Raw genomic sequence first — 14,121 nt, forward strand, 5'->3', positions numbered from 1 at the left:
CGCGGCTGCATGAATCACGACCCGAAGAATCCACTTGCAGATCTGTTGAACCGCGCCAGGCAGGCCCTGGCGGACCCGGCGGGCATGCTGCCTCCGGCGGCGCCGGCCACCGCCGAAGCGGGTTGCGTGGTCTTCTTCGCCATCGGCGAGAGCAACAGCCGGGCCCGCGTGGCCTCGGGCCGCGGCGCCGGCATCGAAGCGGCATGGCGCGCCGCCGCCGATGCCGTCACGACGCAGGCCAGGCGAGCCGCGCAGCCGCCGCAGCGCCTGCGCGCCGAGATCGTCGACAAGGTCGTGCCCATGAGCTGGGGCGAGCTGAAGGCCAGGCTCGCGCAGGCCAAGCGCAACTACTTCAACGAGGGCATCGCCTTCGACGCGCGCTTCGAGTTCGCGCTGCTCGCGCAGGAGATGCACGGCAGCGCGATCCTCTACAACGGCGACGTGGACCATGCCGAGCCCAACACCGGCAACCTGCGCCTGCACACCAAGCGGCGCTTCGGCCGCGAACTCGACTTTCCTTCGGACGACGCAACGCCGGTGTGGTGCTTCACCACGCGGGCCGTGTATGTCGATGCGAAGGGCGCGTGGCCCGTCACCGCCGAAGGGCAGGCAGCGGGCTTTCGCGAATTGCGCGACTGGAGTGCGCAGCAGGTGCATGCGCTGATCGACGACGCCGGCAACTACCTCGCGCAGCAGGTCAAGCCGACGGGCGAGTTCCACTACGGCTGGTTTCCCTGCTTCGACCGCACCATTCCCACCTACAACACGCTGCGCCACGCGAGTTCGACCTACGCGATGCTCGAGGCGTGGGAGCTCACGCGCAACGACACGCTCAAGGCCGCCATCGACCGCTCGCTGGCCTTTCTCACCCGCACGCTGATCCGACCGGCCAACCTGCCGGACGGCACGCGCGCGGCCTACCTGCTGGACATCGGCAGCGAGATCAAGCTCGGCGGAAACGCGGTGTGCCTGCTGGCTCTGGTCAAGTACACCGAACTCACGGGCGACGAGCAATACCTGCCGCTGCTGGAGCAGCTCGCGCTGGGCATCCGCCACATGCAGGATGCGCAGACCGGCAGCTTCGTGCACGTGCTCAATGCGCCCGCGCTCGACGTGAAGGACAAGTTCCGCGTCATCTACTACGACGGCGAGGCTGCGTTCGGGCTGATGCGCCTGTACGGCCTCACGCGCGATGCGCGCTGGCTCGCGGTGGTGGAGAAGGCCTTCGAGCACTTCATTGCCGCCGAGCACTGGCGCGCGCACGACCACTGGCTGAGCTACTGCGTCAACGAGCTCACGCGCTACCGGCCCGAGCAGCGCTACTACCGGTTCGGCCTGCAGAACGTGTCGGGGTATCTCGACTTCGTGCTGGAGCGCATCACCACCTTTCCGACGCTGCTCGAGCTGATGATGGCCGCGCGCGAGATGGTACTGCGGCTGGAGGCCGACCCCGAATTGCGCCCGCTGCTGGCCGGGCTCGATCGCGACAGGTTCGACCGCGCGCTCGAATACCGCGCGCGCTACCTCGCCAACGGCCACTTCTGGCCCGAGCTGGCGATGTTCTTCCGCAACCCGGCGCGCATCGCGGGCTCGTTCTTCATCAAGCACCACAGCTTCCGCGTGCGCATCGACGACGTGGAGCACTATCTGTCGGGCTACGTGGCGTACCACCGCATGCTGAAGGCGGGCGAAGGCGCAGCTGCAGCCGATGCCGCAGGCAGTGCCACCGGCACCGGCACCGTCGCATGGGGCGGCGACGTGAACCTCTCGCGCCGCCAGCACTACCGGTTGAAGGAGCTCGGCGGCGCGCACAGGATGCTCGGCGACATCGCCGCGCTGCGCGAGGCCGACCTTCGCATCGTGAATCTCGAATGCGTGGTCGCCACCGTCGGCGAGCAGGGCGTGGACAAGGGCGAGGCCGGCCCTTACTACTATCGCGCGCGCCCCGAGATGCTCGCGGTGCTGACCGAGGCCGGCATCGGCATGGTCGCCACCGCCAACAACCACAGCGGCGACTACGGCCCCGAGGCGCTCATGGAGCAGCAGGCCCTGCTGCAGGTCGCGGGCATCGCCCATGCGGGCACCGGCCGCACGCCCGAGGCCGCGCTGCGCCCGGCGTTCCGGCGCGCGGGCGGCGTGCGCGTGGCACTGTTCTCGCTCGACGCCACGCAGCAGCGCTTCGCCGCGACGGCGGAGCGCGCGGGTGCGGCCTGGCTTGCGCTCGACGATCCCGCCGCATGGACCGCCACGCTCGCGCCGCGCATCGAGGCCGCGCGCCGCGAGGCCGACGTGGTGCTGGTGGCGGTGCACTGGGGCGCCAATCTCGAGACCGAGCCGTCGCAAGCCGAGATCGCGGTCGGCCACGCCATCGTCGACGCCGGTGCGGACGCCGTGCTCGGCACCTCTGCGCACGTGCTGCAGGGCATCGAGATCTACGACGGCAGGCCGATCCTGCACGACGCGGGCGACCTGCTGTTCGACTCGGTGCGCGACGACTTCGCGGACTCGGGCGTGTTCACGCTGAAGCTGAGCGCGCGCGGCGTGGAGGAAGTGATGTTCACGCCCGTGGGCGTGGGCTTCGGCTTTTCGCGGCAGCTGGAGGGCGACGAGGCGCGGGCCCTCGGCGAGCGCTTCGCCGCGCAATGCAAGGCGCTCGGCACGCAGATGGTTCCGCAGCCTGGCGGGCGCTGCATGGTGCGGCTGTCGCCGCCTGCGCGGCCCGTGTTCCAGGCGAGTCCGGCCGGTGCGATCGCCCAGGCTTTCCAGCCGGCTTCAGCCATCGCACCGCTGCCCGCGCCGCGGCCCGAGTGGCTGGTGGATGCGGTGCCCGAAGAAGCACGCATCACGCCGCTGCAGTTCGGCCCGCTGCGTCTCGTGGGCCTGCGCTGCACGCCGCGGCAGATCGTCGGGCGGCGCATGCTGTGGGTCGAGTCGTACTGGAGCGCCGACGCTCCCGTCGCCGCCGACCTGCGCCTGCAGTTCCGCGCGATGCCGATGCGCAGCACCCGCATGCCGCCATGGGGCGAGGGCATGGACCACGACCCCTGCGACTGGATGTGGCCCACCAGCCGCTGGGAGCCAGGCCGTATCTACCGTGACCGCTACGGCCTGCGCCCGCCGCGCGCGGGGCTGCTGGAAAGCGACGCGCTCCAGATCGAGGTGCGCGTGCGCGGCGACTGGCCCGACCTGCCGCCCGCGCGGCGTCTCGCGCTGTGGTGCGGGCTGCGCGTGCCGGACGCGCCCGTGCCATTGCCGCAGCGCCCTGCGCCGGTGCTGTCGGCCGACCGTCCGGGGGCAGGCCCCGAACCCGCGCCCGTGTGGACCGCCCAGCAGCTGCAACAGGCAACGGGCGGCCGCTGGCTGGTGGAGCCACCGCCGGGCTGGTTCGTCAATTCGGCGGTGCGCGGGCCGGTGCACATGGGGCTGCTGCCGAAGCCCTCGCTCTTCATCGCATCCGACTTCCGCACGCTGGCCGTGCACGAGAGCTACAGCAAGCCGCGCTCCGACAACTGGGACCGCCATTTCGAACTGCCCAGGCTCCAGTCCGCACTGGCCGGCGCCGTGGTCGCGCATCCGGTGGAGGGGCTGGACGCAGCCTTTCCGCTGCTGCAGGTGGACGATCCCATCGCCGCGATGCTCGCCATGGGCGCTGCCGCGCGGGCACGCTACAAGGGCATGGTGGTGGGCGTGACCGGCACGGTCGGCAAGTCGTCCACCATCGCGATGCTGCGCGACCTGCTGCCCGCGCGTGCGCGCGTGCACACCACCGTCGACAACTACAACTCGCGCGTCGGCGTGCCGGCCATGCTGGCCAACCTCGGGCCCGACGTGGACGTGTGCATTCTCGAAATGGCACAGAGCGGCCTGTGGATGGACCGCGGCCCCATCTCGCTGGTGGCCCGGCCGCACGTGGCCATCATCACCGAGATCGGCCTGTCGCAGACCCGCCAGGCATCGACGCTGGAGCTCACGGCCGCCTACAAGTCGCGCATCTTCCTGGGGCTGGAGCCCGGCGGCGTGGCGATCGTGCCCGACCACATTCCCTGCCTGCGCCAGGTGGTGGACGCCGCCGCGCTGACGGCCGGCGCGATCTGGGTGGTGGGCAGCGGGCCAGATGCCAACGTGCGCATGCTCGATGCCCGGCCCGAGCCCGGCGGCGGCTGCCGCGTGCGGGTTGCCGTTCCCGGGCGCACCTTCGAGTACCTGTTCCCGCTGGAGAGCGCGGGGCTGGTGCGCAATTCGCTGCTCGCCTTCGCGGCGCTGCTGGCCATGGGCTTCGACGGCGATGCGGCCTGCGCGCGCATGCCGCAGGTGCGGCTGCCTGCCTCGGTGATGCAGGTTCGTGCGCTGCGCACCCAGGCCGGCGTGCAGGCCACGCTGATCGACGACAGCTGGAACGCCGAGGTCATGTCGATGCGCAACGCCATGGAGTTCGTGCGCACCTGGCAGCGCGCCGACAACGGCCCGGTGCTGCGCAAGATCGGCGTGCTGGGGCGCATCGTCAACCTCGACAAGGAAGCCGAGGCCATGCACCGCAGCCTCGCGGCGCCGCTGCTGGCCTCGGGCATCCAGCATCTCGTGACGCACGGCGACGAGATGCGCTGGCTGCGCGAGGAGGTGCCCGCCGAGCTGCTCGGCCCGCACTTCGACGATGCCGCGCAGCTCGCGCTCTACCTCGGCGGCGCTCTGCGCGACGGCGACCTCGTGCTGGTGAAGGGCGACCGCGTCGGGTCCGACTTCGGCAGCATCCCGGAGCTTCTGCAAAGGCTATGACGGTGCCGCACATGTTTCGAAGGCTGCGCTTCGTGCTGCTGCTCGTGGCGCTGGCGCAGACTGCCTGCGCACAGCGCACCGGCCCGGACGTGCCCCGCGTCTTCGCCGCCGGCGCCGACGAGGTGCTGTACTGGAACCAGCCCGCCGACCGTGCCCGCTGCCCCGACCGCAAGGGCTTCCTGTGGGTGCAGGCCGCCGAGGGGCCGTCTTGCATCCGCTACTTCGCGAGCGACGACATCGACGGCGCGCGCATCGCCATCGTGCAGTTCTCGGGCGACCGCGACGGCGTGATGGACCAGGCGCCCACGCGCATTCCCGAGAACACCGAGGCGCTGCGCATGCTCGACGCGCAGCGCAGCCGCGACCGCGCGGGCGTGCCGTGGATCTTCGTGGCCAGGCCGGGCACCTACGGCTCATCGGGCGACCATCGCAAGCGCCGGCAGCTCGTGGAGTTCCACGCGCTCGATGCCGCACTCGACGCGCTCATGCAGCGCCACCGGCTGCAGCGCATCGTCATCGTCGGCCACAGCGGCGGCGCCACCGCGGGCGCCGCGCTGCTCACGCTCGGGCGCACGCGCGTGGCCTGCGCGGTGCTCACTTCGGGCGCCTATGGGCTGCTGGAGCGCGCGCGCATGCTGGGCCGCTCGAAGGACGGCCGCACCGACACCACCGGCAGCACGCAGTTCTACGACCCGCTCGACCACGTGGGCGGCATCGTGCGCGACCCGGCGCGGCGCATCGTGCTGATCGGCAGCCGCGAGGACCGGAACACGCCCTACGCGCTGCAGGAGCGGTTCGCCGATGCGGTGGCCAAGGCCGGCCATCGCATCGAACTGCGCACCCACGCGGCCGAGCCGCCCGACTTTCACGACCTCAAGGACCGCATCGCGCTGCACACCGCCTCGCAGTGCGCGCGCGAGGCGCTGTTCCCCTGAGCAGGAGACGCATGAGCAATCACGAGCAAGAGAAAAGAAGCGGCGCCGGCATCGCCTCGCGCGAATACGGCCGCATGCCCGATGGCCGCGCGGTTACCGAATACACGCTCGACAACGGCCTGGGGCTGAGCCTGAGCGCCATCAACGTCGGCGGCATCGTCACCGCGCTGCGCGTGCCGGACCGGCATGGGCGCAGCGGCAACGTCGTGCTGGGGCTGCCGTCGCTTGCCGACTACCTGGGGCCGCATCCGCACCTGGGCACCATCGTCGGGCGCTATGCGAACCGCATCGCGGGCGGGCGCTTCACGCTCGACGGCACCACCCATCAGCTGGGCCTGAACAACGGCCCCAATTCGCTGCATGGCGGCGCGACGGGCTTCGGCAAGCGCTACTGGGAGATCGCGCCGCTTTCGGCAAAGGAAACGGGAGACGACTGCATCGCCATCGAGCTCAGCTACACCAGCGCAGGCGGCGAGGAGGGCTACCCCGGCGAAGTGCGGCTCACGCTGCGCTACACGCTGAGCACCAGGGCGAACACATGGCGCATCGACTACAGCGCCATCGCCGACAGGCCCACCGTGCTCAACCTGAGCCACCACGACTACTTCAACCTCGCGGGCAGCGGCTCGGTGCTGGACCACCGGCTGACGCTCGCCGCGAGCCGCTACTGCCCGGTGGACGAAACGCTGATCCCGTTGGGCACCGCCGACGTGGCGGGTACGCCCTTCGACTTCCGCACCGCGACCCGCATCGGCGAGCGCATCCGCGAAGGCCACGAGCAGTTGATGCGGGCGCATGGCTACGACCACAACTGGGTGCTCGATCGGGCACGGGCCGAACACGGCCTCGCGCTCGCCGCGCGGCTGGAGCACGAGGCTTCGGGCCGCGTGATGGAGGTGCATACCAGCGAGCCCGGCGTGCAGTTCTACTCGGGCAACTTTCTCGACGGCAGCCTCTTCGGCAGCGCGGGCGCGAGCCTGCGGCAGGGCGACGGGCTGTGCCTGGAGACGCAGCATTTCCCCGATTCGCCGAACCGGCCGGAATTTCCGTCGACGGTGCTGCGGCCCGGCGAGCGCTTCCACAGTGCCACCGAGCATCGGTTCGGATTGCCGGGCTGACGCGGCGGCTGGTCAGGCCCGCTCTCTCGCCTCGCTCTGGATGATCTGGTGCAGCGTGCGCAGCAGCACCTCGGGCTGCACCGGCTTGAACATCACCACCAGGCCGCTGGCATAGGCCGCGCGCACACGCTCGGGGTCGGTGTCGCCCGTGACGAGGATGGTGGGCACGCGGCGGCCCGCGAGCTGGCGCAGCTCGGCGGTGGCCTGGATTCCGTCCTGCGGATCGGCCAGCCGGAAGTCGACGATGAAGGCGTCGAAGCCCTCGGGCGTGGCCCGCACCTGCGCGCAGGCGTCGGCCAGCCGGCTGGTGATTTCGATGCGCTCGCAGTAGGGCGCGAGCCACATGCGCACGGCTTCGCCCACGGGCTGCTCGTCGTCCAGCAACAGCACGCGTGGTGGCACGAGCGGTGTTTCCGTCGTGTCGACACTGGCAGTGTCCGGGGTGGCCGCCGGTGCGAGGGCCAGCGGCGCCGGTGCCGCCGGCGGCCGGCGCGGCAGGTCGACCCAGAACACGCTGCCGCGGTCCTGCCGCGAGCGCACGCCGATCTCGCCGCTGAGCAGGTCGACCAGCCGCTTGACGATGGCCAGCCCGATGCCCAGGCCGCGCGCCACGTCGCGCTGCGGGTTGTCGACCTGGTAGAACTCGTCGAACACATGGGGCAGGTGCTCGGGCGCGATGCCCAGGCCCGTGTCCCACACGGCCAGCCGCAGGCGGTCGCCGCGCGGGCGGGCGCTCACGAGGATGCCGCCGCTTCGCGTGTACTTGAGCGCGTTGTCGACGAAGTTGGTCAGCACGCGCAGCAGCAGGTCGGGGTCGGTCTGCAGCCATTCGGGCGCGGTGTGGAAGCGCAGCGAGAGGCCCGCCTGCTGGGCCCGGGGCTCGAAGAGCTGCGCGAGCCGAAGGAAGAGCGGGTCCACCGCGATCTCCATGGGCTGGGGCACCACGGTGCCCGCGTCGATCTTGGAGATGTCGAGCATCGCGTTGAGCAGGCCGCTGACCGCATCGGTCGCCTGCACCACGCGGCCGGCCACGGGAGCCAGCGGGTGCTCGGCGAGGTCGCGCTCCAGCGAGCGCGAGAACAGCGCCAGCGCATGCACCGGCTGGCGCAGGTCATGGCTGGCCGAGGCGAAGAAGCGGCTGCGCTCGCGGTTCAGGCGCTGCAGCTCGAAGGACTGGCGCATGAGCTGTTCGCTCAGCAGCTCCTTGTCGATCTGGTCCGAGAGGCTGCGCCGGATGAGCTGGTGCTGCGACAGCGCATAGCGCGCCATCGAGCCGCCGAAGAGCAGGCCGACCACGCAGGCGAACCAGCCGTCGGTGCCGCCCATCCAGGCGAAGCGCGTCACCACGCCCAGGGTGAGCGGAATGGTGACCACCGGCACCATCGCGCGCCAGGTGGCGATCACCGGCACCGAGCCCATCAGCACGGCGAACATGCCCAGCAGCAGGATCAGGATGCGCGTGGGCGATTCGGTGCCGGGCGGCATCAGGGCCCAGGGCGCCAGCGTCCACATCGCCATGTAGGTGCCCAGCGGCAGCATGAAGCGCCATGCGCCGTCGGGCTGGCGCAGCGTGAATTCGGGCTCGGGATAGAGGCGCGCGTTCCAGCGCATGAACACCAGCCGGAGGCTGAGCAGCGCGCAGGTCGCGATGCCCCAGGTCAGCGCGCCGAGGCCCCGCGTCATCCAGAAGAACACGCCCGCCATCGCGATGGCGGCCGCGAGCGCCGTCAGCACCGTGGGCGGGCCCATCACGAACATGCGCCGCAGCAGGCGTTCGCGGACCAGCTGGGCGTGGGAGTCGGCGATGCCGGGCGGGGCGTCGGTGCCCGCGATCGTGCCGTCCGCCACGGAGGAGGTTGAGCCCTGCGTACTCATGGGCGGCAGTGTAAGGGGGCGATGTGTGGCCCCCGAGTCAGTAGAGGCTGTAGTGGTAGTCGTAGCTGCGCATCCACAGCCGCGGCTTCTTCGGCTCGTCGAAGCTCAGCTGCAGCAGGTTGCGCGGATGGGCTGTGTCGACCAGCAACTGCTTTTCGCTCTCGGGGGAGGCGGCCTGCGAAAGGGCGAAGCGCTTGAAGACGCTGGTCAGGGCGGCCTCCGCGGTCTGCGGCCTGTAGTCGTCGTCCAGCAGCAGTTCGGGCTCGGCGATGCGTTCCTGATGCAGCCAGTACCAGACGCCCTCGTGCGGCGTCCCGGGCTGCGCGCCAGGGTTGCCCTGGTCGCCCGTGGTGTTGGGCGGCTCATCGGGGATAACGCCCTCAGGGTCCCAGGCCAGTGCGCCGAGGCCGTCGCCGATTTCGACGAAGACCGTCACGCTGCGGCGGTAGCGTGCGAGGACTGAGGGAGGTAGCAGGTTGTCCAGGCTGAGTTCTCCGTTGCTGCCGCTGCTGTAGCCGCCGAGTCCGAGCAGCAGGCTCGCCGCCGTCTGCAGGTTGTGGGGCTGCAGGAGGTACGAGTTCCCGATCTCGATGCGGGCCTGTGACAGCACCTCGCGCAACGGCGAGGGCAACGAGATGCCCAGGCGGGCTTCGGCTTCGAGCAGGGCGACTTCGGCGGTGGTGCCTACAGGCAGGGCGGGGGCGCTGATTTCCACCAATCGGGAGAGATCGGCAAAGGCGCGGATCCGGTCGACCAAGGGCTTGTCTTGGTCGTAGAGGGGATGCGAAAGCCGTGACATGTCGAGCACGGACCAGCGCCTCTTGAACGAAGTGGATTTCCCTTGCGCGTCGACATGCGAGCCGCGCAGTTCGAGCTGCTGGAGTCCAGCGGGCAGGTCGAACACGACGGAGGGCCGTTTCTTCAGGCCGGGCAGCGTGGCCATGTGCTCCAGCCGGGCGATGGCCTTGCCGTCCGCCAGCACGTCGGCATGCACCTGCTCGCCGACCTGCAGCCAGGGGTGGATGCCCGCCTGCCCCTTCACCGCCCGCTGCGGCGGCGTGTCCTTCTTGAAGATCCTGGAGAAGAGATTGCCGAGGGAAGAAGAAGGAGTCGCTGGCATGTTCGATGTCTGTATGTCGTCTCTGAAGTCGATGCGCAGGTGGCGCGGAGCAGGACGCCGAGTATCGTTTCACGAAACTCCTGCATGCACTTCACTTCGACTTCACCGGGCGCGAGCACACTGCGTCCCGACAGCGGTTCGGCGCTGGTAGAGGCCGAATAAAAGGGGGGAAACAAAACCGCTCAGGGACCGCCTCGATGCCAGCCGCTGTCGCCATTCAACCCGGCGTGTTCAAGGCCCTCAAGCCTTGAACACGGCCACAACCCTCAAGCTCCCGCTCTCCTCAGGCCTTCGACGACAGGCGCCGCCGCGCCTTGACGGCGGAGGCGAGCCCTTCGAGCACCGGCACCGTCTGCGCGAAGCCGATGCAGGCATCGGTGATCGACACGCCGTGCTTCAGCGGCACGCCCGGCTTCAGGTCCTGCCGGCCTTCCTCCAGATGGCTCTCGATCATCACGCCCGTGATGCGCCGCTCGCCGCCCGCGATCTGTGCAGCCACGTCTTCGGCCACCACGATCTGGCGCTGGTGCTGCTTGCTGCTGTTGCCGTGCGAGACATCGATCATCACCTGCGGCCGCAGGCCGTTGGCCAGCAGCGCCTCGCAGCTGGCCGCGACGTCCGCCGCCGAGTAGTTGGGCGCCTTGCCGCCGCGCAGGATCACGTGGCAGTCGTCGTTGCCGCGCGTCTCGAAGATCGCAGACATGCCCATCTTGGTCATGCCCATGAAGGCATGCGGCGCGCGGGCCGCGAGGATGGCGTCGGCCGCGACCTTCACGCTGCCGTCGGTGCCGTTCTTGAAGCCCACCGGGCAGCTCAGGCCCGAGGCCAGCTGCCGGTGGCTCTGGCTCTCTGTGGTGCGTGCGCCGATGGCGCCCCAGGCGATCAGGTCGGCAATGAACTGCGGGCTCAGCAGGTCGAGAAACTCGGTGCCGGTCGGCAGGCCCAGCGTGGTCAGGTCCAGCAGCAGGCGGCGCGCGCGCTCCAGCCCTTCGTTGATCGCGAAGCTGCCGTCCAGGTGCGGGTCGTTGATGTAGCCCTTCCAGCCCACGGTGGTGCGCGGTTTCTCGAAGTAGGCGCGCATCACGATGAGCAGGTCGTCCTGCAGCGAATCGGCTACCTTCTTGAGGCGCTGCGCGTATTCGATGGCCTGGTCGTGATCGTGGATGGAGCACGGGCCGACCACCACCACCAGCCGGTCGTCGCGATCGTGCAGCACGTCGGCGATCTCCGCGCGGCTGCGCTCGACCAGCGCCAGCGTGTTGTCGCGCACGGGCACGCGCTCCTGCAGCAGCGCGGGCGTGATGAGCGGACGGACGGCGCCGATGCGCACGTCGTCGATGCGGGTGGTGTCCAGCGTGCTGTCGCGGGAGCCGATTTCTGCGTCGTGGAGGGGGTCGTCGAGGCGGGGCATGTTCGTGGTGTGATTTGCAAAAGGGGCTGCCCGATTGTCCTCTCAAGGCGTCGGGCGATTTTCCGGGGGCGGCATCGAGGCCCAGAATGGCGGCATCGCAACGCCTGCCACCCCGCAGCCCATGATCTCCCCCGACCTGCTGAAACGCATGTGCGAAGCCCGCCATCGTCTCCGGTACGAACTGGAGCCTTCGGCGCGGGTGGCGGATCTGGCGCGCGAGGCCGGTCTTTCGACTTCGCACTTCATCGCCCAGTTCGCCGCGTTGTTCGGCGAGACGCCACTGCAGTGCCGCACGCGTGCGCGACCGGAGCGCGCGCGGGAACTGCTGCTGTCCACCGACGAGCCCGCCACGCAGATCGGCCTGGCGCTGGGCTTCACCGACCTGGGGAGCTTCTCGCGTCTCTTCACCCGTCACTTCGGCGAACCGCCGAGGGCCTACCGGCGAAAGGCGGGGCCTGCGGTCGCCGTGCCGGCTGGCTGCATCGCACTCATGAACCAGGCACTCGCGGCCGGCGACCGGGATTTCGGCGAAGTCGCGTCCGGCGATGCGGGGCAGGATGGCGGCTTCATCCACCCACGGCACTGAACCCCTTCATTCATCATGCGCATCAACCTAACGAGCATCTTCGTCGACGACCAGGACAAGGCCCTGGCCTTCTACACGCAGGTTCTTGGCTTCGTGAAAAGCCAGGAGATCCCGCTGGGCGCGTACAAGTGGCTCTCGGTGCGATCGCCCGAAGGCGGCGACACGGAGCTCTCGCTCGAGCCCAACGCCAACCCCGCGGCCCGCGCCTATCAGGAAGCGCTGATGGCCCAGGGTATCCCGGCGACGGCCTTCCAGAGCGATGACCTCGACGCCGAGGTCGGTCGCCTGCGGGCGCACGGCGTGCGCTTCACGATGGACCCGATGGACCAGGGCCCCGTCAGGCTCGCGGTGTTCGCCGACACCTGCGGCAACCTGATCCAGATCTACCAGCCCCGCGGCTGAGGCTGTCCTTCTTCTTCTCTTGTTCCTTCAGCCCGCGAAGAGGGCGGCCGGCACGCCCGGGCTGTCGATGCGCACCCTGAAGAGGCCACCGGCCAAAGGCTCGGCCGCTTCCTGCTCGGGCGTGAGGCTGTTGCGCGCGGTCGTGATGTAGAGCGTGCGCAGGTCGGCGTCGCCGAAGGCGCAGTCGGTGACGTGGCTCGCGGGAATCGCGATGCGGCACAACTCGGCCGCGCTCACCGGGTCGTGGCAGGTGACGCAGGAGCCGCCCCAGTGCGCGATCCAGAGCCGGCCGGCGGCGTCGGTGGTCATGCCATCGGGCAGTCCGTCGGGCTTGGGGAAGCGGTGCCACACGCGGCGGTTCGACACGGTGCCCGCTTCCATGTCGAAGTCGTAGGCATACAGGTTGTTGAGCGCCGTGTTGTTGAAGTACATGGTGCGGCCGTCGCCCGACCAGGTCGGGCCGTTGGTCACCTCGAAGCCGTCGTCGTGCTTCGTGCAGGTGCCGTCGGCGTCGTAGCGGTAGAGCGCGCCGGTGGGCGCCTTGCAGTCGAAGTCCATGCTGCCGGCCCAGAAGCGGCCGCGCGCGTCGCACTTGCCGTCGTTGAAGCGGTTGCCGGTGCGCTCGGGCTCGGGCTTGTGCAGGTACCGGGGCTTCGCGTCGTCGCCGGGCGCGGTGGTGTCGAAGAGCGCGAAGCCGCGGCGCAGCGTGATGAAGAGGCCGGGCGCCGATGCGCGCTCGGCAATCGCGGTGATTTCCTCGTCGAAGGTCCAGGTGCGCTGCGCGCCGGTGGCGGGGTCGTAGCGGAAGAGGCGCGGCGTGAGGATGTCGATCCAGTAGAGCGCCTGCTCGCGCTGCGACCACATGGTGCCTTCGCCGAGATTGGCTGCGGCGGGCCAGATGCACTCGGCTTCGCCGATGACGGAAGGAGGGGGAACGAGGCTGCTTGTCTCTTTGCTCATTTGGTCTTTCTTCTTTCCTGTTCGTGTCTTGTCTTCTTGACGCGGCGGATCGTATCAAGGCATATTGATAACTGAAATTGAAAATAACTGCATCAATGGATATGCATATTGCAATGTCACTTGATGCGCATCCCGGAGACTTTTCTTGAAATCCCCCCAGTTTTCCGTCCATCCCAGCCTTGCGGGCCGCACGGTGTTCGTCACCGGTGGCGGCAGCGGCATCGGCGCAGCCATCGTCGCCGCGTTCGCCGAGCAGGGCGCGCGCGTGGCCTTCATCGACATCGCCGAGGGCGCCAGCGCCGCGCTGGCCCAGCAGATAGAAAAGGCCGGCCACGCCGCGCCGTGGTGGAGAGCTTGCGACGTGCGCGACATCGCCGCGCTGCAGAAGGCGATTGCCGACGCGGCAGCGGAACTCGGCGACTTCGCGGTGCTGGTCAACAACGTGGCGAGCGACGACCGCCACACGCTCGAGTCGGTCACGCCCGACTACTACGACAACCGCATGGCCATCAACGAACGGCCCGCGCTCTTCGCGATCCAGTCGGTGGTGCCGGGCATGAAGCGCCTGGGCTTCGGCTCGGTGGTCAACCTGGGCTCCACGGGCTGGCAGACCAAGGGCTCGGGCTACCCCTGCTACGCGATCGCGAAGTCTTCGGTGAACGGCCTCACGCGCGGGCTCGCGGTGGACCTGGGCCGCGACCGCATCCGCATCAACACCGTGTCACCCGGCTGGGTGATGACCGAGCGGCAGGTGAAGCTGTGGCTAGACGAGGAGGGCGAGCAGGCCCTCAAGCGCAACCAGTGCCTGCCAGACAAGCTGATGCCGGAGGACATTGCGCGCATGGTGCTGTTCCTGGCGTCGGACGACGCGAAGATGTGCACCGCGCAGGAGTTCACGGTGGATGCCGGCTGGACCTGAAGCCGCGACGGGGCACGTCGTC

General features: G+C 69.6%; 10 protein-coding genes. 6 read left to right on the forward strand and 4 right to left on the reverse strand.

Annotated elements, in window-relative coordinates; genetic code table 11:
- Positions 1-9 precede the first annotated feature (9 nt).
- The 3 genes from SFB74_RS05915 to SFB74_RS05925 are packed head-to-tail and all read left to right on the forward strand — an operon-like array spanning position 10 to position 6,826.
- The gene (locus SFB74_RS05915) at positions 10-4,773 is read left to right on the forward strand and encodes a CapA family protein (protein WP_432729837.1); all 4,764 of its coding nucleotides are present in this window, start codon (positions 10-12) and stop codon (positions 4,771-4,773) included.
- Positions 4,774-4,784: 11 nt separating this feature from the next.
- A complete protein-coding gene (locus SFB74_RS05920) occupies positions 4,785-5,708 on the forward strand; it encodes an alpha/beta hydrolase family protein (RefSeq protein WP_432729838.1) in 924 nt (307 codons plus the stop codon).
- A gap of 11 nt (positions 5,709-5,719) precedes the next feature.
- On the forward strand, positions 5,720-6,826 hold the full coding sequence (locus SFB74_RS05925) for an aldose epimerase family protein (RefSeq protein ID WP_432729839.1): 1,107 nt from the start codon (positions 5,720-5,722) through the stop codon (positions 6,824-6,826).
- A gap of 12 nt (positions 6,827-6,838) precedes the next feature.
- Here the strand turns inward: SFB74_RS05925 and SFB74_RS05930 are convergent, their stop codons facing one another.
- The 3 genes from SFB74_RS05930 to SFB74_RS05940 form a co-directional block, all read right to left on the reverse strand.
- Positions 6,839-8,701: an ATP-binding response regulator gene (locus tag SFB74_RS05930; protein WP_432729840.1), complete on the reverse strand. Its 1,863-nt coding sequence runs from the start codon at positions 8,699-8,701 to the stop codon at positions 6,839-6,841.
- Positions 8,702-8,738: 37 nt separating this feature from the next.
- On the reverse strand, positions 8,739-9,821 hold the full coding sequence (locus SFB74_RS05935; RefSeq protein WP_432729841.1) for a hypothetical protein: 1,083 nt from the start codon (positions 9,819-9,821) through the stop codon (positions 8,739-8,741).
- A gap of 283 nt (positions 9,822-10,104) precedes the next feature.
- On the reverse strand, positions 10,105-11,232 hold the full coding sequence (locus SFB74_RS05940; protein WP_432729842.1) for a 3-deoxy-7-phosphoheptulonate synthase: 1,128 nt from the start codon (positions 11,230-11,232) through the stop codon (positions 10,105-10,107).
- Positions 11,233-11,353: 121 nt separating this feature from the next.
- Here SFB74_RS05940 and SFB74_RS05945 point away from each other — a divergent pair, with 121 nt between their 5' ends.
- A complete protein-coding gene (locus SFB74_RS05945) occupies positions 11,354-11,818 on the forward strand; it encodes a helix-turn-helix transcriptional regulator (protein ID WP_432729843.1) in 465 nt (154 codons plus the stop codon).
- Between the two features lie 15 nt (positions 11,819-11,833).
- Complete coding sequence (locus SFB74_RS05950; protein ID WP_432729844.1) at positions 11,834-12,220, forward strand: VOC family protein; 387 nt, start codon at positions 11,834-11,836, stop codon at positions 12,218-12,220.
- Positions 12,221-12,247: 27 nt separating this feature from the next.
- On the opposite strand, the gene SFB74_RS05955 is transcribed toward SFB74_RS05950, so the two are convergent.
- Positions 12,248-13,180, reverse strand: coding sequence for an SMP-30/gluconolactonase/LRE family protein (locus SFB74_RS05955; protein ID WP_432729845.1), 933 nt, complete (start codon positions 13,178-13,180; stop codon positions 12,248-12,250).
- A gap of 145 nt (positions 13,181-13,325) precedes the next feature.
- On the opposite strand from SFB74_RS05955, the gene SFB74_RS05960 reads away from it, so the two are divergent.
- Complete coding sequence (locus tag SFB74_RS05960) at positions 13,326-14,099, forward strand: SDR family NAD(P)-dependent oxidoreductase (RefSeq protein ID WP_432729846.1); 774 nt, start codon at positions 13,326-13,328, stop codon at positions 14,097-14,099.
- Positions 14,100-14,121 lie beyond the last annotated feature (22 nt).

The sequence above is a fragment of the Variovorax xiamenensis genome (assembly GCF_050916385.1).
GTDB lineage: Bacteria > Pseudomonadota > Gammaproteobacteria > Burkholderiales > Burkholderiaceae_C > Variovorax.